Genomic DNA, 19,534 nt, shown 5'->3' with positions numbered 1-19,534 from the left:
GCTGCGTGCCGGTGCGGTTCCTTGCGGAACGTGTAAGGTCCACTCCGTGGCGGAGCAGCTTACGGACGGTTGCCCGTCGGGAACGGCCAGGCAGCAGCCGGGTTCAGCGCGGTCTTGGCAGCCGAAGCGGGAGCAACGGCAGGGGCCGCGGCAGGCTTGGCGGCAGCCTTCTTGGCAGCCGGCTTCTTGGCAGCAGCCTTCTTGGCCGGGGCCTTCTTGGCAGCCGGCTTCTTGGCGGCAGCCTTCTTGGCCGGTGCAGCCTTCTTGGCAGCAACCTTCTTCACTGCAGCCTTCTTGGCCGGAGCCTTCTTGGCGACAGCCTTCTTGGCCACGACCTTCTTGGCGGCTACCTTCTTCACTGCGGCCTTCTTGGCCGGAGCCTTCTTGGCTGCAACCTTCTTGGTCGCGACCTTCTTGGCGGCTACCTTCTTCACCGCGGCCTTCTTGGCCGGGGCCTTCTTGGCGGCTGCCTTCTTGGCCGGTGCTGCCTTCTTGGCTGCGACCTTCTTCACAGCGGCCTTCTTGGCCGGTGCCTTCTTGGCGGCCGGTGCTGCCTTCTTGGCGGCTACCTTCTTCACAGCAGCCTTCTTGGCGGCCGGCTTGGCGGCCTTCTTAGCCGCCGGCTTTTTCTTTGCAGCAGTTGCCATGGATAACTCCTTCACTAGAGAGTGAATATCGAATGACCTAAGTTGGCGACCCGACCGACCCGAGGCGCACTACAGCAGCGCGGCCCCAGTCGAGCGAGCGATTCATCGGCGTGCGGCCCGACCACTGCTGCACGCTAATGAATTTGGTTGCAGGCGCACCGCCCCTGGCGGTGACTTGGCGGCCGGAGCGAGCCCGCAAGCGGGTCTCGGGCACGTGCCGCGCCCTGGAATATTCGATCAGCCCGCACCGCCCGTTGAGCCGGCGCACGGCCAGAAATGAGGAGATATCGGACAGCTGGCCTGCGGTGCGGGCTTGGCCTCGCGCACGGCAGGCGGCATTCATTCGGTGGTAGCGGGTCCAACCCGTTAATGGACCAAGGGAGACTGCACGCGTTTTAAGAAGCCGATCCGGCCTGGTCTGCGTCAAAGTTCTCGTGCTCCTCAGCTACTACCTTCGTCACTGCATCGAAGCGCGCATCGCGCTCGTCGTTCCATCTTGCTTCCTGCTTCTCTGCAATGAAGTGAGACTCTTGTCAAGGCGAATCATAATTCGTTTGCACGATGATGTTAAGAAAAAAGTGCAAAAAAACTTGCCTGCGTATATCGCTCGAACTAGTTCTCACGCGCAGTGTCACGACGACGTTGCCGATGGCATCGCAACGCGTCGCTCGCACGCCGGTGCCGATGCTCGTTTCGCACGCTCGCGCACGCCGCGCGACACCCCATCGCACGCACCGCGCATCGCAGCTTTTACACACCGCGACAGACCCTGACGACCAGCATCGCAACGCGCGCCTGACGACTGCGCAATGCCGCTGCGCGCGTCATCGCGTTTTCCGAAAAGCCGCATGGACAAAGGCTTTGCGGGCGATGCACCGATACGCGTGCGGCTGCCGTCGACTGGCGCGGACACGTTCCTGATCGCGCGCGCGCCGCGCTGCGCGACACTCGCCCTGCATGCTTTACACAGTCGGCAGCGCACGCACGCGCCGCCATGCGAGCAAGCCTCGGCCATGCTCGCTTCGCGCTTCGCGCGCCACCGTCGCACACACCGTCCAAGAGTGATGCGTGCACGCAACGGTTTGCATCGACGCAACAGCGCGAAGGCATCGCGAGGTCATCAAAGCGTTGCGATCGAGCCAAGCCACGACGCTCGCGAAGCATCGCGGCAACACTTCGGCAGACGCTTCGATCAAGCCATCGGCATGGGTGTTCGATCCGCGCGCTTGCCGTGCGATCCGGATCGCGCGCGCCGTGCCTCACGTGTTCGCGCTCTCACCCTCGCCACTCTCCGCACCACTCGCCTCGCCCTGCCGGCAGCGCGTCGTACGTCCGCTTAGAGGATTGCTTCAGCGCCCGTCCGCCGGCGCCTTTTGCTGCATCACAATAACCCGCAAACGGCGGCTGCATGCGGCTTTCCGGGTAGCAGGCGATGGCGGCGGAAAGGCGCGCGCCGCGCCGCGCCGGATTGCGGCGCGCTCCCGGCGCCAGTAGATTGGCGTGGCTACGAACCTCAAAGGAGACATCATGCGCATCCATTCCCCCCTTGCTTCGACCCTGCGCGCCGCCGTGCTTGCCGCCACCCTGCTCGGCAGCGCCGCGGCGATGGCGCAGGCCACGCCCAGCGGCATTTGGAAGACCATCGACGACAACACCGGCAAGCCGCGCGGGCTGGTGGAGATCACCGAGAAGAACGGCGTCTTCAGCGGACGCCTGGTCAAGACCTTCGTCGAGAGCGACGGCAAGCCGCGCGTGTGCGACAAGTGCACCGACGCACGCAAGGACCAGCCCGTCATCGGCATGACCATCCTCTCCGGCCTGCGCAAGACCGGCGACAACGAGTGGAGCGGTGGCGAGATCCTCGATCCGGAGAACGGCAAGGTCTACAAGAGCAAGATGTCGCTGGCCGAGGACGGCAACAAGCTCAGCGTGCGCGGCTTCATCGGCATCAGCCTGATCGGCCGCACCCAGACCTGGGAGCGCGACCACTGACCCTGCCGGCACGGCGCGGGACTCAGGGTTTCTCCGGGGCATGCCGTTGCGTGTGCTCAGCCGAAGCAGAAACGGCAGTCGAAAAAAAACCGGGCGGTTCATCACCGCCCGGTTTTTTTGTCCACGATGCTGCGCTTTACATCCGGTAGCGCAGGGTGGCCATCACGCTGCGCGGGGCACCCGGCATGTTCAGGTTGGGGCTGGTGCCATGCGCGGACACGACGTAGCCCTTGTCGAACAGGTTGTACAGGTTCAGCTGCGCCTCGAAGGCGCCGCGGCGGTACCAGGCCATCGCATCGGCGGTGACATAGCCGGGCAGTGTCACGGTGTTCAGCGGGTCGGCATAGCGCGCGCCCACCAGGTTCAGGCCAGCGCCAACGCCGAAGCCGTGGCCCAGGTCCTTGGTCAGCCAAGCGTTGCCGGAGTGGCGCGGCGTGATGGTGGCGCGCTTGCCCTGCAGCGCGGCGGTGGACTTGGTGACGGTGGCATCCAGGTAGGCGTAGCCGGCCAGCATGCGCCAGCCGCCGCCGAGTTCAGCCGCGCCGGAGATCTCGATGCCGTCGGTGCGCTGTTCGCCGATCGGCAGCAGCGCCGTGTTGGTGGCGTTGGCGATCTTGATATTGCTGCGCTCCAGCCTGAACACCGAGATCGTCGTGCTCGCCTTGCCGTTCAGCCAGTCGTACTTGGCGCCCACCTCGGTGTTGTTGGTGGTCTCCGGTGCCAGGTCGGCATTGTTGGCCGCCAGCGCGAAAGCCTCGCCGGAGGGCTGGAACGACTTGCTCCACGACACGTAGTACGACTGCGCCTTCGACGGCTGCCACACCAGGCCGGCGCGCGGGCTCCAGGCGGTGTCGGTGCGCGACAGGTTGCGCTGGCCGGCGATGCGGTTCTGCGTCTCCTGCTGGAAGTTGTCGTAGCGCACGCCCAGCAGCGCCTTCCACTGCTCGCTGAAGGTGATCATGTCCTGGGTGTAGAACGCCAGGGTATTGAACACGCCAAGGTTCGACGTGCCCGGCGTGCCGGGTGCCTGGCGCGGCAGCGCCACCAACACCGGGTTGAACAGGTCGAAAGCGATCGGCAGGCCGTTGGCCCCGACCACCGGCTTGGTGTTGTTGACCTGGTCCTTGTTCTGCTGGCCGATCTCCATGCCGTACAGGATCTCGTGCTTCATGCCCAGGAAGGTGGCCTTCTGGGTCAGGTCGGTCTGGTTGAACCAGCCATGTTCCTCGCGGCGGACATTGCCGTGGTTCATGGTGAGGGTGCGCGCCGCCTCGTTCACCGTGTTGGTCAGCGTGTTGTTGCGGTCCAGCGAGTAGTGGTAGTAGCGCGTGGCGTTGCGGATCGACCAGTTCTCATTGAAGCGATGGTTGACCGTGGCGGTGCCGGAGAACACGCGCGACTGCGAATAGTCGGCATCGCGCGCATTGGCCGCGCCGTAGTAGCGCGAGGCCGGCACGTCCACCGGGCGCCCCTTGTAGGCCGGGATGCCGAAGTCGGTCACGCGGCGGTCTTCCAGGTAGTCTGCCTGGAACAGCACGGTGGTTTCGGGCGCGATGCGCAGCTCCAGCGACGGCGCGATCGCCGAGCGGTCCAGGAACTGCTGCGAGCGGTAGCTGTTGGCCTTCTCCACCGCGCCGGTCACGCGGAAGGCGGCGGCGCCATCGGCAAACACGCGGCCCACGTCGGCTTCGGCGCGGCGGTCGGCCCACATGCCGTAGCTGAGCGCAAAGTCGGTGACGTCGATGCCCGGCTTCTTGCTCACGCGGTTGATCAGGCCGCCCGACGAGCCGCGCCCGTACAGCACCGCCGCCGGTCCCTTGATGACTTCGACGCGGTCGACATTGGACATGTCGCGGAAGTACAGCGCATCGTCGCGGATGCCGTCGACGAACTGGTCGGCAATGGCGGAAAAGCCGCGGATCGACACCTGGTCGCGCTGGCCGTCGCCGTGGGAGAACGACACGCCCGGCACGTTCTTCAGCGCATCCTGCATCGAAGTGGCGTGCTGGTCGCGCATGACATCGGCGGTAACCACGTTGACGGTCTGCGGGATGTCGCGCAGCGGCGCCTCGGTCTTGGTCGCGCTGACCGCATTGGGCGGGTTATAGCCGGTGCCAAGCTCGCGGCTGACGTCTGCCCTGACCGTGACCTCAGGCAACTGCGCCGAAGCGCCTGGCGCGGCCTGGGCCCACGCCAGCATCGGTTGAAATACGAAGCCCCCCGCCACCGCGGCACAGATCGGGTGAAGTTTTATTCTCATTTCCCTGTAATCGCCTGTAATAGTTTTGAAAACGCGGGCGCATTATCGATTACAGGATTGTCAGGGTCAACGAGATTGCGAATTATTCCCATTCTCGGTCAATATATGTTGCGTTCGGCACAAGCCTGAGCCGGCGCTGCCATTCCTGTGCCGGATCCAGAACTTCAGCAACGCACTCCCTACACCAGCTGCCCGGCAAGTGCATCGCGCGCCTCGGCAACGAACGCTGACTCCCCGCGCCGCGCGGGCAGCAGGAAGAACTCCGCCTCAGGCAGCCGCGGCAGCCCCAGCCGTGCAATGGTGGCGGCGTCCAGCGGCGCCACGCCGGGGCCGATTGCCGACGCATTCAGGCACGACAACCCCAGCCCCGCCGCCAGCGCCAGGTGCAGCCCCGCGACGCCCGACGCCGAGTGCGCAATCTCGAACGGAAGGCGCTTGCGCAGCAGCAGCTGCACCACGTACTGATGCAGCGAGCAGGTATCGGGCAGCACCACCAGCGGCAGCGTCGCGGGCAGGCTGTCGGCCTCGACAGGCGCGGCGACCCAGGCCAGCGGCTCACGCCGCAGCACCGTGCCGCGCGTGCCCTGCCCGCGCGTGCCCGGCAGGCGCATGCTGAGGCCGATATCGAAGGTGTCCATCTCCGCGGCGGCATCGATCGCCGCGCTCTTCATCACCGTCACGTGCAGGCGCAGGTACGGGTAGCGCTCGCGCAGTCGCCGCAGCATGCCGGCGATCTCGCCCGGGCGGAAGTAATCGGTCACGGCCAGCCGCAGTTCGCCCGCCAGCGCGTGGCCGCGCAGCTCCTGCAGGGCCAGCTCGTTCAGCGCCAGGATGCGCCGCGCGTGTTCCAGCAGCCGCTCCCCTGCCGGCGTCGGCACCGCGCCATGCCGGCCGCGCGACAGCAGCGGCACGCCGGCGCGCTCCTCCAGCTTGCGCAGCTGCTCGCTGACCGAGGACTGCGACAGGAACAGCCTGGGCGCCGCCGCCGACAGGCTGCCGCTGTCCGCGACCGTGACAAAGGTGCGCAACTGGTCGGTTTCGAATCCACGCATGGCAAGGCTCCGGCAAGGGTGGCGTTACTTCGGATAATCCGATGGTTTTCATCGAATATTCCCGCTTTTCCGATATTACACCGCCGCCTACCATGGCATCACCCACCCACGAAAAACCAAGGAGCCAGCCATGCCCCACATCGTCCTGCACCTGTCCGGCCAACCCGACGCCGCCCTCACCCGCCGCAGCGCCAGGGCGATTGCGGACCTGACCGAGCGCGTGCTCGGCAAGAAGCGCGACGTGATTGCCGTCACGGTCCAGTACATCCCGCACGACAGCTGGATCATCGCCGACGTGCCGCTGTCGGAGCAGGGCCGCAACGCCTTCCACCTGGACATCAGCGTGACCGATGAAACCAACACCAAGGCGGAGAAAGCGCAGTTCATCGAGGCCGTGTTCGAGACCATGTCGGGGCTGCTGGGCAAGCTGCATCCAGTGTCCTACGTGCACGTGATCGACGCCCGCGCCGCGGCCTACGGCTACGGCGGGCGCACGCAGGAGTATCGCCACCAGCACGGGTGAAACGGGACACCTCCTTCATGCCGGCCGCTGTCATCTCAGTGCCGCGGCGAGACCAGAGGTTTCGCCGCGGGCCAAGCTGTGGCACAGTCGCCCGCTGATCCCTTTTCCTGACGGACTGACAGAGACAAGGCGCCACAAGCGCCAGCCCCCGCGCGGCAAACGGACCGCACCTCAGGACAAGGCAACCCTGAAGGAGATCCGATGTCGTTTCTGATCGTGCTGGCAGCCCTTGCCTTTCTGATGTTCGCCGCGTACCGCGGCTACAGCGTGATCCTGTTCGCGCCCATCGCCGCGCTGGGCGCGGTGCTGCTGACCGACCCGTCCGCGGTCGCACCGGTGTTCACCGGCATCTTCATGGAGAAGATGGTCGGCTTCGTGAAGCTGTATTTCCCCGTGTTCCTATTAGGCGCGGTGTTTGGCAAGGTGGTTGAGCTGTCCGGCTTTTCCGAGTCCATCGTCGCCGCGGCGATCCGCTATATCGGGCGCTCGCGCGCCAATGCGGTGATCGTCACGGTGTGCGCGCTGCTGACCTATGGCGGCGTGTCGCTGTTCGTGGTGGTGTTCGCGGTCTATCCGTTCGCGGCCGAGCTGTACCGCCAGAGCAACATCCCCAAACGGCTGATGCCGGGCGCGATCGCGCTGGGCGCGTTCTCGTTCACCATGGATTCGCTGCCGGGCACGCCGCAGATCCAGAACATCATCCCCACCAACTTCTTCAACACCACCTCCTGGGCCGCACCGGTGCTGGGCGTGGCCGGCTCGCTGTTTATCCTGGTGGTGGGCCTGAGCTACCTGGAATGGCGCCGCCGTGGCGCCGCCGCGCGTGGCGAAGGCTACGGCACCAACCTGCGCAACGAGCCCGAGCGCAGCCAGTCCGGCAAGCTGCCGCACCCGCTGCTGGCGCTGCTGCCGCTGGTGGTGGTGGGCGTGGCCAACTTCTGGCTGACGCGGATGATCCCGTTCTGGTATGGCCCTTCCAACAGCGTGGCGCTGCCCGGCCTGCCCAATCCCGTGGAAACCAAGATCGCCAGCGTGACCGCGATCTGGGCAGTGGAAGGCGCGCTGCTGCTGGGCATCGCCGTGGTGCTGGTGACCGCCTTCGGCGCCCTGCGCGAGCGCTTTGCCGAGGGCACCAAGGGCGCCGTCGGCGGCGCGCTGCTGGCGTCGATGAACACCGCATCGGAATACGGCTTCGGCGGGGTCATCGCCGCGCTGCCCGGCTTCCTGGTGGTCAGCGACGCGTTGCGCGCGATCCCTAACCCGCTGGTCAATGCCGCGGTCTCGGTCAGCACGCTGGCCGGCATCACCGGCTCGGCCTCCGGCGGCATGAGCATTGCGCTGGCGGCGATGTCGCAGACCTTTATCGCGGGCGCGCAGGCCATGCAGATCCCGCTGGAAGTACTGCACCGCGTGGTGTCGATGGCCAGCGGCGGCATGGACACGCTGCCGCACAACGGCGCCGTGATCACGCTGCTGGCGGTGACCGGCCTGACGCACCGCGAGTCCTACCGCGATATCTTCGCCGTCACACTGATTAAGACTGCCGCGGTGTTCTTCGTCATCACCGTGTATTTTCTGACCGGACTGGTCTGAAGCAATCCCGGCCCACGCGGCTTGTACATTCCAGGTGTTGTTAACTAGTGTGGTTGGGTGCCGCCCGGCACCTGACCCGGCAAACCAGGAAGCCGACACATGAAACAAGTCACCCTGCCCGACGGCGAGCGCGTCCCGGCGCTCGGCATGGGAACGTGGAATATGGGCGAGTCGCGCGCCGCGCGCGCCGAAGAAATCGCCACGCTGCGCCTGGGCCTGGACCTTGGAATGCGGCTGATCGATACCGCCGAGATGTATGGCGAGGGCCAGTCCGAGGAGATGATCGGCGAGGCCATCGCCGGGCGCCGCGACGAGGCCTTCCTCGTCAGCAAGGTCTATCCCTTCAACGCCAGCCGGCGCGGCACCGTGCAGGCCTGCGAGCGCAGCCTGAAGCGGCTGCGCACCGACCACATCGACCTCTATTTACTGCACTGGCGCGGCGGCGTGCCGCTGGAAGAGACGGTGCAGGCCATGGAGGCGCTGCAGCGCGACGGCAAGATCCGCCGCTGGGGCGTGAGCAACCTGGACCTGTCCGATCTGCAGGAGCTGTGGGACGCGCCGGGCGGCGACCGGCTGGCCACCAACCAGCTGCTGTACAACCTGGGCCGGCGCGGCATCGAGTGGGACCTGCTGCCGTGGCTGCGCCAGCGCGGCGTGCCGGTGATGGCCTATTCGCCGATCGAGCAGTCACGCCTGCTGGGCAACCCCGGGCTGAAGCGCTTTGCGCGCGACCACGGCATGACGGAGGCACAGGCGGCACTGGCCTGGCTGCTGGCGCAGGACGGCGTCATCGCCATCCCCAAGACCGGCCGGCGCGAGCGCCTGCAGGAGAACCTGGGCGCGCTGTCGCATACGCTGTCGGCCGCCCAGCTGGCCGAACTCGACCGCATCTTCCCGCCGCCCGACGGCCCGGGCCCGCTGGAAATGCTCTGACCAGGCTGCCGGGCGCGTGCCCTCAGGGCACGCGGGCCACGTAGCGCTCGCGCTCGACGTAGCGCACCAGGTAGCTGCGCGCCTTCTCGCGGGTGTCGGTGGTCACGCGCGCCGCTGCCTGGCGGGCGCTGCTCTTGCCGTGCGACGACGACATCTGCGCATCCAGGTAGGTGCGGAAGGAATCATGCATGGCGTCCAGCTCAGGCTGGCACGCGGCCAGCGCCAGGTTGGCCACATCCTTGGGCTGGCCCTTGGCCGACAGGTTGTCGTTGGCCTTCTTCTGGGCGCAATCCATGTATTTGGCGCGCAGCGCCTGCCAGCCGCTGCTGTCGGCGGCCGACTGTGATCCGGCACCCGCGGCGCCGGCGTCATTGGAAGAACCCGAAGGATGTGAAGCGCACGCGGCCAGGAAGGCCAGCGGCAAGGCGGTCAGGAGTTTTTTCATGGCGGGATGATGCTGTCACGGCGCATTGGCCACCCCATGTTTAGCCATGGGACGTTCCGGGCGCAAGACTGGCTATTCTTGCCGCGAATGGCCCCCCGCACCACCTTCGTCACAAATGGAAACGTCTCTGCGCGGTCCGGTATTTGCCCGGGTGCTTCCGGCGCCTATGCTTCAAAGACGACAACAACACCAAGGAGACGAGATGAAACGTCGAACCTTCCTTTCGGCCAGCGCGGGTCTGGCCCTCGGCAGCCTGGCCCTGGGTGCCTGCACCACCACCAAGCCCGACGCCCCCAGCGACAAGGCCGCGCGCCGGCGCGAGCTGGACTCCGGCGTGGACGGCACGCTGTCGCGCCTGTACAGCTCGGTCCAGGGCTCGCGCGAGCTGGGCAACCGCGCGCGCGGCATCCTGGTGTTCCCGAAGACGCTGTCGGCCGGCTTTATCGTCGGCGGCGAGTATGGCGACGGTTCCCTGCGCTCGGGCGGCGCCACGCGCGGTTATTACCGCCTGGTCTCCGGCTCGGTCGGCTGGCAGATCGGTGCGCAGTCCAAGTCCGTGATCCTGATGTTCCTGACGCAGGACGCCTACGACAAGTTCGTGCGCAGCGAAGGCTGGACCGCGGGCGTCGATGCCACCGTAGCCGTGGCAACGGTTGGCGCCAGCGGCGTGCTGGACACCAACACCGCCCAGCAACCCATCGTCGGCTTCGTCATGACCAATGTGGGCCTGATGGCGGGCCTGAGCCTCGAGGGCAGCAAGATCACCAAGCTCGACCTGTAAGGGCGGGCTTCCGGTGACCGCCGCGTGGCCTGCGTGCCGCGCGGCGCCCTTATTTTTCGCGTCCGCGCGCCGCGAACGGATAGAATTCGTCCCTTTGGCCGAATTCCCATGTGGTTCAAGAATCTGCAGGTCCATCGTTTCTCCGCCCCGTGGTCGCTGAGCGCCGACGAGGTTGAAGCCAGCCTGGCGAAGCACGCCTTCTTCCCCGGTACCAGCCTCGAAATGCAGACGCAGGGCTGGGCCTCGCCGCGTGACAACGGCCAGCTGGTCCATACCGTCGGCCGCCAGATGCTGCTGACGCTGCGCACCGAAAAGAAGCTGCTGCCCACCACCGTGGTCAACCAGGTTACGCGCGCGCGCGCCGCGGAAATCGAAGAGCAGCAAGGCTACAAGCCGGGCCGCAAGCAAATGAAGGAACTGAAGGAGCAGGTCACCGAAGAACTGCTGCCGCGCGCCTTCAGCATCCGCCGCGACACGCGTGTGTGGATCGACCCGGACAACGGCTGGCTTGCCATCGACGCCGCCGCCACGGCTAAGGCCGATGAAGTGCGCGGCATGCTGTTCAAGGCGCTGGATCCGCTGCCGCTGGTCAACCTGCACGTCAACCAGTCGCCGGTGGCGGCCATGACCGAATGGCTGGCGGGCGATGCGGCACCGGGCGGCTTCAGCGTCGACCAGGAAATCGAGCTGCAGTCCGGCGCGGAAAGCAAGGCCACCGTGCGTTACGTGCGCCATCCGCTGGACCCGGAAGACCTGCGCCGCCATATCGCCGCCGGCAAGCGCTGCACGCGCCTGGCGATGACGTGGAACGACCGCGTCTCGTTCGTGCTGACCGACGGGCTGGTGGTGAAGAAGGTGGCGCCGCTGGACGTGATCAAGGAACAGGCCGACGGCACGGCGCACGATGAAGACGAGCGCTTCGACGCCGATTTCACCATGATGGCCGGCGAACTCTCCGGCATGCTCAGCGACCTCACCGAGGCGCTGGGCGGCGAGCGCAAGGCGTAAGCCGAGTCTCCTGCAGGAACCGTGGCGCTGTTGAAGGACAGCGCCACGCAGGCGGTTACTCCACCCAGTTCACCTTCGGGAACCGCTTTGCGAATCCCTCCGGCATCGCCACCACTTTCTTTCCCACGTAGTCGAAGAAGACAAAGCCCGACTTGGCCATCGCGATCAGCGTGCCGTCGGCCGGCCGCGTGATGCGGAAGATGATGTCGCCGCCGTACTTGTTGAAGTCCATCACCCCCACCTCGAACTGCAGCTGGTCGCGCGCATGCGCCTCGTTGCGGTACATCGTGGCCAGGTCGGTCACGATGATGCCGACGCCTTCCTGCCGCACATCCTCGCTGCCGAATTCATACAGGAACCGCGCCCGCGCCTCGGAGATCATCGAGATCATCGAATCGTTGGCAAGGTGGTTGGCCGAGTTGATGTCGGTCACGCGCACGGTCAGGTGCGTGGCGTAGCAGAACTGGTCGGCAGGCAGGTCGAGTTTGAGGCGGGCCATGATGGAACAAGCAAAAAATGGATCGAACGTCGCACGGGATCATGCAGGCAAAACGCAAGGCCGGCGGCAAGGCGCCCATCATAAGGGATGCGCCGATTCGGATTGAGGCACTGCAGCATAGGCTGCCGCGCCCCTCATCCGGGTAAGTACCCCCCAACGTTTTCGTCCATCCCGCCGATGCCGCGGCCTGGCGCAAACTCGTACGCTGCATGTTGCTGTGGCCCTGGCGCATTGACGCTCTGTGCCGCGCACCGACACGTTGTCAACGACTGGAGGAAACACGATGCAAGCCGACCGCCGCAAAGCCCTGCACTGGCTGGGAGCAGGTTCCCTCGCCGCCACCGCCTCGACCCTTGGAATCAGCCGGGCGTGGGCCCAGCAGGCTTACCCGTCGCGCCCGGTGCGGCTGGTGGTGCCCTACCCGCCCGGCGGTGCCACCGACGTGCTGGCGCGCGCGCTGGGCGATCCGCTCAGCAAGCTGTGGCAGCGCCCGGTGATCGTCGAGAACCGACCCGGCGTGGGCGGCATGATCGGCGCCGACGTGGTCGCCAAGGCGCCGGCGGACGGCTACACCCTGCTGCTGGCGCTGCCCAGCCTGGTGCAGACGCCCTATATGGTGGCCAAGCCGCCGTTCGACCCGCTGCGCGACCTGACCGCCATCGGCCAGCTGTGCACCACCAGCCTGGTGCTGACCGCCAGCAGCACCATGCCGCGCACGCTGCCGCAGATGATCAGCCTGGCCAAGTCCCAGCCCGACAAGTATTCCTATGGCACCTATGGCATTGGCACCGGCGCCCATCTCTACATGCAGGTCTTCCTCAAGGGCGCGGGCGCCCAGCTGGTCCATGTCCCGTACAAGGGCGAAGCCCCCATCGCCACCGACCTGATCGGCGGCCAGATCTCGCTGGGAACGCTGTCGCCGATGACCGTGCGCCAGCATGCGCGCACCGGCAAGCTCCAGCCGCTGGCCGTTACCGGCAATACCCGCGCGCCGATGCTGCCGGATGTGCCGACCTTCCAGGAACTCGGCTACAAGGGGCTGGACGGCCCGGCCTGGTTTGGGTTGTTCACCACCGCCGGCACGCCGCAGGCCATCGTCGACAAGGTCTCGGCCGATGTGGAAACGGTGATGGCCGCGCCGGACATCCGCCAGCGCCTGGCCGAGCTGGGGCTGATCGTCAAGACGACGCAGCCTGCCGCTTTTGCGGCTGCGACCCGGGCGGATCAGGCGTACTGGGGCAACGTGATCAAGGAGAACAATATCCGGCTGGACTGAGGCATTGCGCCGCTGGCGTCTGCTCAGATGCCGGCTTCCCCGCACCAGCGCACCAGCGCGTCGCGGAAGTCGCGGCACAGCGGCGACAGGTAGGCGCTGGATCGCCAGAACACGGCCAGCTCATACTGCCAGCACATGCCGTCGCCCTCTACCGCCTCCAGCCCCTGCGCCACCGCCTGGCCCAGCAGCCGCTGCGGCATGATGCCGAGCAGGTCGGTGTTGCGCAGCAGGTCGGCAAACGACACCGATGAACTGGTGCTTTCCACGGTCACGCGCGGCGGCGGCAGGCCCCGGCTGGTGAAACGCCCCTCGAAGCCGCTGCGCACATAGAGCGAGGTGGCGGGCGCCACCCAGTGCTCGTCCACCAGATCGGCCAGCGAGCGGAAGCGCGCACGCCGCGGATGTCCCGCGCGCGCCACCACCTGCAGCGTCAGCGCGCCCAGCGGCAGGTACTCGAGGCCATCGGTTTCGCCGTCCGGCATGGCGGCGCAAACCAGGTCCACCTCGCCGCCCTGCAGCGCGGCCATCAGTTGCGGGCTCAGGTGCGTGACGATCGAGAACCTGGCCAGCGGCCGGCTGGCCAGGAACTGCTCAAGCAGCGGCGAGAACAGCGACGGCACCACGTGCGGCAGCGTCGCCACGCGCACCTGGCCAACGCGCGCCTGGCGCTCGTCGTTGATCTCGCTCTCCATGTCGTCATTGGCCAGCACGATGCGCCGCGCGTGCGCCAGCAGCTTGTGGCCCACCGGCGTCAGCATGACGCCGCGCGGCATGCGCTCGAACAGCTGCAGCCCGGCCTCTCCCTCCAGCCGCGCCAATACCTTGGACAGCGACGACTGGGTCAGCCCCAGCGTGCCGGCCGCCTTGTGCAGGTTGCCGTGCTCCGCCACCGCCAGGAACAGTCTGAGGTCTTCGGTCTTCATGCGGCGATTCCTGTGGTTGGCCGATATAGCGCGATGTTGCCGGGGTGGCGGGAGCATTTTAGTCCGCGATTCCGGTTCGGAATCGGTTTGCCGGGCGCCGGCATCAATGCGCGCGGACATGAGCCATAGACTTTTCCGCACGCAGCACAGGACGGCGATCACGCAGAGCCCGGACCACACGGGACGCTTCGAACGCATCCGGCAACCAGCCCGCCCGCGCTGCCGCAGACCAGACAAGGAGACCACATGCCCCGCCCACCCGACGCCCGCCGGCGCGCACTGCTCAAGGCCATGCCGGCCGCTGCGCTCTTCCCGGCCATGCTCAGCCTGCCCGCCACCGTGCGCGCCCAGGCCTGGCCCGCGCGCCCCATCACCCTGATCGTGCCCTTCACCGCCGGTGGCGCCACCGACGTGCAGATGCGCGCGCTGTGCCTGGCGGCGTCGAAGACCCTGGGCCAGCCGATCGTGATCCAGAACCAGCCCGGCGTCAGCGGCACGCTGGGGCCGGCCGCGATGGCGCGCAGCGCGGCGCGCGACGGCTACACGCTGGCGCTGATCACGCCGGCGCTGTTCCGCCTGCCGCACCTGCAGCCGGTGAACTACGACGCGATCAAGGACTTCACCTACATCATCGGCCTGACCAGCTATGTGTATGGGATCTCGGTGCCAGCGGGCTCGCCTTGGAAGCGCTTTGGCGACTTCGTCAAGCACGCGCGCGCCAACCCCGGCAAGGTCAACGTGGCATCGGTCGGCACCGGCTCGCTCGGCCAGATCACCGTGCGCCGGCTGGAACAGCAGGCCGGCATCAAGCTCAACTTCATCCCCTTCAAGGGCGGCGCCGATGCGTTGTCCGCGCTGCTGGGCGGCCATGTCGACGTGATGATCGAAGCCGGCTGGGGCGCCATGGCCGAAGCCGGCAAGGTGCGCCTGCTGGCCGTGGCCGAGCCGCAGCGCCTGAAGCGCTGGCAGGCCGTGCCCACGCTGCGCGAGCTGGGCTACGACATCACGGTGCAGTCCGAAGTCGGCATCGCCGGCCCGCGCGCGCTGGACCCCGCCGTGGTCGCCACGCTGCACGATGCCTTCCGCCAGGCCACATCGGACCCGGCCTACCTGCGCGCGCTCGAATCCGAATCGATGCCCAACCGCTACATGAATACCGCCGATTACCAGCACTACGCCGCGTCGCAATTCGCCAGCGACAAGCGGCTGGTGGCCGAACTCGGCATCCGGCTGGACTGAGCCCCACGCACGCCAAGGAGCCATCGCATGAGCGAAGCCGATCCCATCCGCCCCGCCGCCATCTCTGACGCGGAGTGGGCCACCCGCATCGAGCTGGCCGCGCTGTACCGCGCCATCCACGGGTACGGCATGACCGACCTGATCTACAACCACATCACCGCGCGCGTGCCGGGCGAGCCTCATCACATCCTGCTGAACCCCTACGGGCTGCTGTACCAGGAAGTGAACGCGTCCAGCCTGTACAAGATCCACCTGAACGGCGATATCGTCTACCGGCCCGAGGGCGATGCCGGAGAGCTTGGCCTGAACCCAGCCGCCTACGTGATCCACACCGCCGTGCACGCCGCGCGCCATGACGCGCTGTGCGTGCTGCACACGCATACGCGGGCATCGTCGGCGGTATCGGCGATGGCCTGTGGCCTGCTGCCGGTGTCGCAGCATGCGCATATGTTCTACGGGCGCATTGCGTACCACGACTTCTCCGGCCCGGTGGTCGACCTGGCCCAGCAGGGCCAACTGGTGCAGGACCTGGGCCAGCACAACGCGATGATCCTGCGCAATCACGGCCTGCTGGTATGCGGGCGCACCATCGCCGAAGCCTTCTTCAACATCTACTGGCTGGAAGCGGCCTGCAAGATCCAGGTCGATGCCATGGCCGGCGGCGAACTGGTGATGCCGTCGCAGGAATCGCTGGAAGCCAGCCGCAAGGCCTTCGGCCGCGTCGCCATCCGCGGCGACCGCGAATGGGCGGCGGTGCGGCGCGAGCTGGACCGCATCGACCCGTCCTACCGGAACTGACCCCGCATTCGAGCTGATCACAAGACTGGAGACAACATGACCCAAGCCACCACCGCCGCCGATGCCGCAACCTTCGCAGTAGCCGTGCCCGCCCTTGGCGCCGATGTGCGCTGCCACGTTCTGCAGCCTGGCCGCCCGCCGCTGTTCATCGAACCAGCCGGGAAGCGCCTGCAGGACCGCGCGCAGTTCCGCCAATGGTCGCGCACGGTGCGCCCGGCGCTGGACGCACTGATCCTGGAGCATGGCGGGATCGTGCTGCGCGGCTTCCCGACCGCCGCCACCGAGGACTTTGCCGACTTCATCGAGCAGTTTCCCGCCTTTGACGGCGGCTATGCCGGCGGCCGCGCTCCGCGCGAAACCATCAGCGGCCGCGTGATGGAAGCCACGCGGCTGTCGGCCAGCGTGCGCCTGGCGGTGCATTCCGAAATGGCTTACCGCCGCGACTACCCGCGCCGCATCGCCTTCTTCTCGCGCAAGACCGCCGAGGTGGGCGGAGAAACCCTGATCACCGACATGCGCCACCTGGCCGAGCGCATGGACCCGGAACTGGCCGGCAGGATCGCCTTGCTGGGCAGCCGCACCGCGATCAACTTCGGTCCGCGGCGCGATGCCGACGATGCCTCTTACTCCCATATGGACGAGCGCGGCTGGAACCAGTCGTTCAATACCGAGGACCCGGCCGAGGTGAACCGGCTGTGCGCCGAGCGCGGGCTGGAGCCGGTCTGGCATGAAGACGGCAGCTTGACCGTGCTCAATGCGCTGGAGCCGTTCGTGGTGCATCCGCAGACCGGCCGCAAGCTGTACCGGTCGATCCTGCATATGCTGCCGCAGGTGGAGGACCCCGAGCAGGACCTGGAACTGCGCAAGCGCCAGAAGTACCCGACCGGCGCCACGCTGGGCAATGGCGAACGCCTGACCGATGCCGAACGCGCGCATATCGACCAGCTGTGCGACCAGACCACCTACAGCTGGCCCTGGCGCGATGGCGACGTGATGGTGCTGGACAACCTGCAGGTCTGGCACGGCCGCAATCCGTACCAGGGCACGCGCGACGTGCAGGTGGCGCTGCTGGACTAAAGCGCCGCAGGCTGCGCCGGACATCGTAGCGCCTGGCGCCGTCCCCGAACATCACTCAATTGCAGCAATTTGCCCGCAGTGTTGCGCGGCTGCGCCATGGCCTGTCGCAGCCGGTAGACGTCGCTATAATCAGCCGCGCAACACTATAAAGTAAGACATTAGAACAATAAGCCATCAGGCGAACGGGGTGCAGCGTCTTCTCGACTTACGCTGCGAGGGAACCATGACCAGCGCTGACCACGCCCTGACCGGACGGCTGTCCGCGACCATCCCTGCCCGCCGTGCCGCGGGCAGTTCCGTTTCTGCGCCAGCCGCGCCGCACACCCCGCTGCTGCAAGGCGTGCACCGCCGCGCAGACCAGCTGATGACGGCCATGCTGTGGGTGCTGGGCCTGCTGTCGCTGATCGTCGGCAATCACTATGGGTCGACCGGGCTGACGCTGACGCTGGGCTTGCCGATGGCCCTGCTCGGCACGCTGATGGCGGTCACCCTGCCCGCCCGCCTGGCTACACGACTGGCGATGTCCATGCTGCTGATGCTCTTCGTCGCGCTGCTGATCCACCAGGCGCACGGGCAGGTGGAATTCCACTTCCTGGTGTTCGTCTCGCTGTCGCTGCTGCTGGCCTACCGCGACTTCCGCGTGATCCTGCTGGCGGCGGCGGTGATCGCGTTGCATCACCTGAGCTTCAACTTCTTCCAGCAGTGGGGCTGGAACACCATCTGCTTTACCGACCCCAGCTTCAATATGGTGCTGTTCCACGCCGCCTTTGTCATCGTGCAGACCGGCGTGCTGTGCGTGATCGCGTGGCGGCTGGAGCGCGATGCCCACTCCACCGATGAACTGAGTGCGCTGGCCGCGGGCATCGAGCGCGAACCCGGCTATCTGACGCTGACCGCCGACGGCACCCACCCGGACAGCGACTTCGCCCGCGCCTTCCGCAAGACGCTGGACACCGTGCGCCAGACCTTGCTGCAGGTACGGAATACCGCAGGCACTGTGGCTGACGCGGCCGGTGACATCCTGGACACCAGCGCCANGCCCCCCCGCCGCCCGCCACACCGATGAACAGGCGCGCACCGTCGCGCGCACCATGCAGGACATGCAGGCGCTGACCCAGGCCGCCCGCGCCAGCGCCGACCAGGCCCGCGGCGCCTGCGAACTGGCCGGAGCATCCAGCACCGTGGTCGCGCGCGGCAGCGGCGAGATCCTGTCGGTGATCCACACCATGGGCGAGATCAACGAGGCCTGCGGGCGCATCACCGAGATCATTGGCGTGATCGACAGCATTGCCTTCCAGACCAATATCCTGGCGCTGAACGCCGCCGTGGAGGCCGCGCGTGCGGGCGAGCACGGCAAGGGCTTTGCGGTGGTGGCAGGCGAGGTCCGGCAACTGGCGCACCGCTGCGGCGCCGCGGCCAAGGAGATTCGCGGGCTGATCAATACCTCGGTCGAACGCGCCCACGCCGGCACCGAGTTGGTCGGCCATACCGGCGAGACCATGAACGAGGTGGTGGCCAGCATCGGCAGGCTCGCCACGCTGGTGGAAGAACTGGCGACGCTGGGCGACGACCAGCGCAGCGGCATCGAGGGGATGGCACGGCGCGTGGCGGAGATCCAGGCGGCGTTCGAGGAGAATGCGGAACTGGTGGCCGGTGCGGCCGAAGCTGCGCGAGTGCAGCGGGAGCAGACTGAGGGGCTGAACCGGGCGGTCGGGGTGTTCCGGCTGGGCTGACACCCGCCCGGCTCAATCCTCTTTCTCGTCCCCCGTGGGGAAATGCACGCCGGCACGGCGCGCCGCCAGCATGATGTGGCGCTCCATCGCGCGCTGCGCCTGCTCCGGCTGGCGCGCGGCCAGCGCCTCGATGATGGCGCTGTGCTCGGTGAAGGTGGCATTGCGCGCGCCGCGCCGGTAGTACGGCAGGCGCTGGCTCTCGCGCATCACCTCGGCGCTTTCACGCAGGATCTCGCGGATGACCTGGTTGCCGGACACGGTGACGATCAGCGTGTGGAATTCGTAGTCGAGCTGCGAGGCTTCGTCATAAGCGTCAGCCTCGATCGCGCGCTGCATCGTGGCCGCGTTCTGGCGCAACTGTTCGATCTCGTTCTCGGAGATGGCCAGCGCAGCCAGCCGCGCGGTCAGCCCTTCCAGCGCAAAGCGCAGCTGGTAGATATCGATCAGCGAATGCGTGGCCGCAAAGCGCCAGGGCGGCGTGGCCGCGGCGCTGTCGCCGGCGGCCGTCACATAGACGCCCTTGCCCGGGCGCGACACCACCACGCCCATCCCCTGCAAGGTAGAGATCGCCTCGCGCAGTGACGCACGGCTGATGCCGACCTTCTCCGCCAGCTCCCGCTGCGCCGGCAGCAGCGCGCCCGCGGGAAACGTGCCGTCGCGCACCCATTGCTGGATAAGGCTGACAGCCTGGTTGGCGACGGAGGTGGAAGATCCTGTCATACGTTAGGGGGTGACCAGTAAGAGGTGACGCACAA

General features: G+C 67.1%; 18 protein-coding genes. 11 read left to right on the top strand and 7 right to left on the bottom strand.

Annotation, left to right across the window (positions count from 1 at the left end; translation table 11 throughout):
* Nucleotides 1–59 precede the first annotated feature (59 nt).
* Complete coding sequence (locus CF68_RS07665) at nt 60–647, bottom strand: histone H1-like DNA-binding protein (protein WP_035817158.1); 588 nt, start codon at nt 645–647, stop codon at nt 60–62.
* A gap of 1,527 nt (nt 648–2,174) precedes the next feature.
* Between CF68_RS07665 and CF68_RS07660 the strand changes: the two genes are divergently transcribed.
* Nucleotides 2,175–2,639, top strand: coding sequence for a DUF2147 domain-containing protein (locus tag CF68_RS07660; protein WP_035817156.1), 465 nt, complete (start codon nt 2,175–2,177; stop codon nt 2,637–2,639).
* A 136-nt stretch (nt 2,640–2,775) separates the two neighbouring features.
* Here CF68_RS07660 and CF68_RS07655 read toward each other — a convergent pair whose 3' ends face one another.
* Both CF68_RS07655 and CF68_RS07650 read right to left on the bottom strand, forming a co-directional pair.
* Entirely contained in the window at nt 2,776–4,899 is a 2,124-nt protein-coding gene (locus CF68_RS07655) for a TonB-dependent siderophore receptor (protein ID WP_035817154.1), read from the bottom strand.
* Nucleotides 4,900–5,078: 179 nt separating this feature from the next.
* Nucleotides 5,079–5,951 carry a LysR family transcriptional regulator gene (locus tag CF68_RS07650; RefSeq protein WP_035817152.1) on the bottom strand — a complete coding sequence of 291 codons (873 nt, stop codon included), beginning with the start codon at nt 5,949–5,951 and terminating at the stop codon, nt 5,079–5,081.
* A gap of 130 nt (nt 5,952–6,081) precedes the next feature.
* Here CF68_RS07650 and CF68_RS07645 point away from each other — a divergent pair, with 130 nt between their 5' ends.
* The 3 genes from CF68_RS07645 to CF68_RS07635 all read left to right on the top strand — a co-directional run bounded on the left by CF68_RS07645 (nt 6,082) and on the right by CF68_RS07635 (nt 9,000).
* Nucleotides 6,082–6,474, top strand: a complete 393-nt coding sequence (locus CF68_RS07645) for a 4-oxalocrotonate tautomerase family protein (RefSeq protein WP_035817150.1) — start codon at nt 6,082–6,084, stop codon at nt 6,472–6,474.
* A 201-nt stretch (nt 6,475–6,675) separates the two neighbouring features.
* Complete coding sequence (locus tag CF68_RS07640; RefSeq protein WP_035817148.1) at nt 6,676–8,067, top strand: GntP family permease; 1,392 nt, start codon at nt 6,676–6,678, stop codon at nt 8,065–8,067.
* A 99-nt stretch (nt 8,068–8,166) separates the two neighbouring features.
* Entirely contained in the window at nt 8,167–9,000 is an 834-nt protein-coding gene (locus tag CF68_RS07635; protein WP_035817146.1) for an aldo/keto reductase, read from the top strand.
* A gap of 22 nt (nt 9,001–9,022) precedes the next feature.
* Here the strand turns inward: CF68_RS07635 and CF68_RS07630 are convergent, their stop codons facing one another.
* A complete protein-coding gene (locus tag CF68_RS07630; RefSeq protein WP_035817144.1) occupies nt 9,023–9,445 on the bottom strand; it encodes a hypothetical protein in 423 nt (140 codons plus the stop codon).
* A gap of 202 nt (nt 9,446–9,647) precedes the next feature.
* Between CF68_RS07630 and CF68_RS07625 the strand changes: the two genes are divergently transcribed.
* On the top strand, nt 9,648–10,226 hold the full coding sequence (locus CF68_RS07625; RefSeq protein WP_035817143.1) for a YSC84-related protein: 579 nt from the start codon (nt 9,648–9,650) through the stop codon (nt 10,224–10,226).
* Between the two features lie 108 nt (nt 10,227–10,334).
* Nucleotides 10,335–11,234 carry a recombination-associated protein RdgC gene (locus CF68_RS07620; RefSeq protein ID WP_035817141.1) on the top strand — a complete coding sequence of 300 codons (900 nt, stop codon included), beginning with the start codon at nt 10,335–10,337 and terminating at the stop codon, nt 11,232–11,234.
* Between the two features lie 55 nt (nt 11,235–11,289).
* On the opposite strand, the gene CF68_RS07615 is transcribed toward CF68_RS07620, so the two are convergent.
* A complete protein-coding gene (locus CF68_RS07615; RefSeq protein WP_035817139.1) occupies nt 11,290–11,733 on the bottom strand; it encodes a thioesterase family protein in 444 nt (147 codons plus the stop codon).
* A gap of 283 nt (nt 11,734–12,016) precedes the next feature.
* Here CF68_RS07615 and CF68_RS07610 point away from each other — a divergent pair, with 283 nt between their 5' ends.
* On the top strand, nt 12,017–13,009 hold the full coding sequence (locus CF68_RS07610; RefSeq protein WP_035817138.1) for a tripartite tricarboxylate transporter substrate binding protein: 993 nt from the start codon (nt 12,017–12,019) through the stop codon (nt 13,007–13,009).
* Nucleotides 13,010–13,032: 23 nt separating this feature from the next.
* Here the strand turns inward: CF68_RS07610 and CF68_RS07605 are convergent, their stop codons facing one another.
* The gene (locus CF68_RS07605) at nt 13,033–13,932 is read right to left on the bottom strand and encodes a LysR family transcriptional regulator (protein WP_035817136.1); all 900 of its coding nucleotides are present in this window, start codon (nt 13,930–13,932) and stop codon (nt 13,033–13,035) included.
* 246 nt (nt 13,933–14,178) lie between these two features.
* On the opposite strand from CF68_RS07605, the gene CF68_RS07600 reads away from it, so the two are divergent.
* From CF68_RS07600 to CF68_RS36075, 4 genes are all read left to right on the top strand, one after another.
* Nucleotides 14,179–15,171 carry a tripartite tricarboxylate transporter substrate binding protein gene (locus tag CF68_RS07600; RefSeq protein ID WP_035817135.1) on the top strand — a complete coding sequence of 331 codons (993 nt, stop codon included), beginning with the start codon at nt 14,179–14,181 and terminating at the stop codon, nt 15,169–15,171.
* A 27-nt stretch (nt 15,172–15,198) separates the two neighbouring features.
* A complete protein-coding gene (locus CF68_RS07595; RefSeq protein ID WP_035817134.1) occupies nt 15,199–15,969 on the top strand; it encodes a class II aldolase/adducin family protein in 771 nt (256 codons plus the stop codon).
* 36 nt (nt 15,970–16,005) lie between these two features.
* Complete coding sequence (locus tag CF68_RS07590) at nt 16,006–17,046, top strand: TauD/TfdA family dioxygenase (RefSeq protein ID WP_035817133.1); 1,041 nt, start codon at nt 16,006–16,008, stop codon at nt 17,044–17,046.
* 1,091 nt (nt 17,047–18,137) lie between these two features.
* Nucleotides 18,138–18,779 carry a methyl-accepting chemotaxis protein gene (locus CF68_RS36075; protein ID WP_051591452.1) on the top strand — a complete coding sequence of 214 codons (642 nt, stop codon included), beginning with the start codon at nt 18,138–18,140 and terminating at the stop codon, nt 18,777–18,779.
* 12 nt (nt 18,780–18,791) lie between these two features.
* On the opposite strand, the gene CF68_RS07580 is transcribed toward CF68_RS36075, so the two are convergent.
* Nucleotides 18,792–19,499 carry a FadR/GntR family transcriptional regulator gene (locus CF68_RS07580; protein WP_035817132.1) on the bottom strand — a complete coding sequence of 236 codons (708 nt, stop codon included), beginning with the start codon at nt 19,497–19,499 and terminating at the stop codon, nt 18,792–18,794.
* Between the last annotated feature and the right edge of the window lie 35 nt (nt 19,500–19,534).

Origin of the sequence: Cupriavidus sp. SK-4 (genome assembly GCF_000611125.1) — a bacterium.
In the GTDB taxonomy this organism is placed as follows: domain Bacteria; phylum Pseudomonadota; class Gammaproteobacteria; order Burkholderiales; family Burkholderiaceae; genus Cupriavidus; species Cupriavidus necator.
The sequence above is the reverse complement of the archived record's forward strand: the minus strand, read 5'-3'. Positions and strand labels throughout refer to the sequence as shown.

What these genes read in the sequence shown, in the direction of transcription:
- CF68_RS07615 (WP_035817139.1), bottom strand. Translation starts at nt 11,733, where the DNA reads ATGGCCCGCCTCAAACTCGACCTGCCTGCCGACCAGTTCTGCTACGCC.
- CF68_RS07620 (WP_035817141.1), top strand. Translation starts at nt 10,335, where the DNA reads ATGTGGTTCAAGAATCTGCAGGTCCATCGTTTCTCCGCCCCGTGGTCG.
- CF68_RS07590 (WP_035817133.1), top strand. Translation starts at nt 16,006, where the DNA reads ATGACCCAAGCCACCACCGCCGCCGATGCCGCAACCTTCGCAGTAGCC.
- CF68_RS07605 (WP_035817136.1), bottom strand. Translation starts at nt 13,932, where the DNA reads ATGAAGACCGAAGACCTCAGACTGTTCCTGGCGGTGGCGGAGCACGGC.
- CF68_RS07595 (WP_035817134.1), top strand. Translation starts at nt 15,199, where the DNA reads ATGAGCGAAGCCGATCCCATCCGCCCCGCCGCCATCTCTGACGCGGAG.
- CF68_RS07655 (WP_035817154.1), bottom strand. Translation starts at nt 4,899, where the DNA reads ATGAGAATAAAACTTCACCCGATCTGTGCCGCGGTGGCGGGGGGCTTC.
- CF68_RS07630 (WP_035817144.1), bottom strand. Translation starts at nt 9,445, where the DNA reads ATGAAAAAACTCCTGACCGCCTTGCCGCTGGCCTTCCTGGCCGCGTGC.
- CF68_RS07580 (WP_035817132.1), bottom strand. Translation starts at nt 19,499, where the DNA reads ATGACAGGATCTTCCACCTCCGTCGCCAACCAGGCTGTCAGCCTTATC.
- CF68_RS36075 (WP_051591452.1), top strand. Translation starts at nt 18,138, where the DNA reads ATGCAGGACATGCAGGCGCTGACCCAGGCCGCCCGCGCCAGCGCCGAC.
- CF68_RS07635 (WP_035817146.1), top strand. Translation starts at nt 8,167, where the DNA reads ATGAAACAAGTCACCCTGCCCGACGGCGAGCGCGTCCCGGCGCTCGGC.
- CF68_RS07625 (WP_035817143.1), top strand. Translation starts at nt 9,648, where the DNA reads ATGAAACGTCGAACCTTCCTTTCGGCCAGCGCGGGTCTGGCCCTCGGC.
- CF68_RS07660 (WP_035817156.1), top strand. Translation starts at nt 2,175, where the DNA reads ATGCGCATCCATTCCCCCCTTGCTTCGACCCTGCGCGCCGCCGTGCTT.
- CF68_RS07610 (WP_035817138.1), top strand. Translation starts at nt 12,017, where the DNA reads ATGCAAGCCGACCGCCGCAAAGCCCTGCACTGGCTGGGAGCAGGTTCC.
- CF68_RS07665 (WP_035817158.1), bottom strand. Translation starts at nt 647, where the DNA reads ATGGCAACTGCTGCAAAGAAAAAGCCGGCGGCTAAGAAGGCCGCCAAG.
- CF68_RS07650 (WP_035817152.1), bottom strand. Translation starts at nt 5,951, where the DNA reads ATGCGTGGATTCGAAACCGACCAGTTGCGCACCTTTGTCACGGTCGCG.
- CF68_RS07600 (WP_035817135.1), top strand. Translation starts at nt 14,179, where the DNA reads ATGCCCCGCCCACCCGACGCCCGCCGGCGCGCACTGCTCAAGGCCATG.
- CF68_RS07645 (WP_035817150.1), top strand. Translation starts at nt 6,082, where the DNA reads ATGCCCCACATCGTCCTGCACCTGTCCGGCCAACCCGACGCCGCCCTC.
- CF68_RS07640 (WP_035817148.1), top strand. Translation starts at nt 6,676, where the DNA reads ATGTCGTTTCTGATCGTGCTGGCAGCCCTTGCCTTTCTGATGTTCGCC.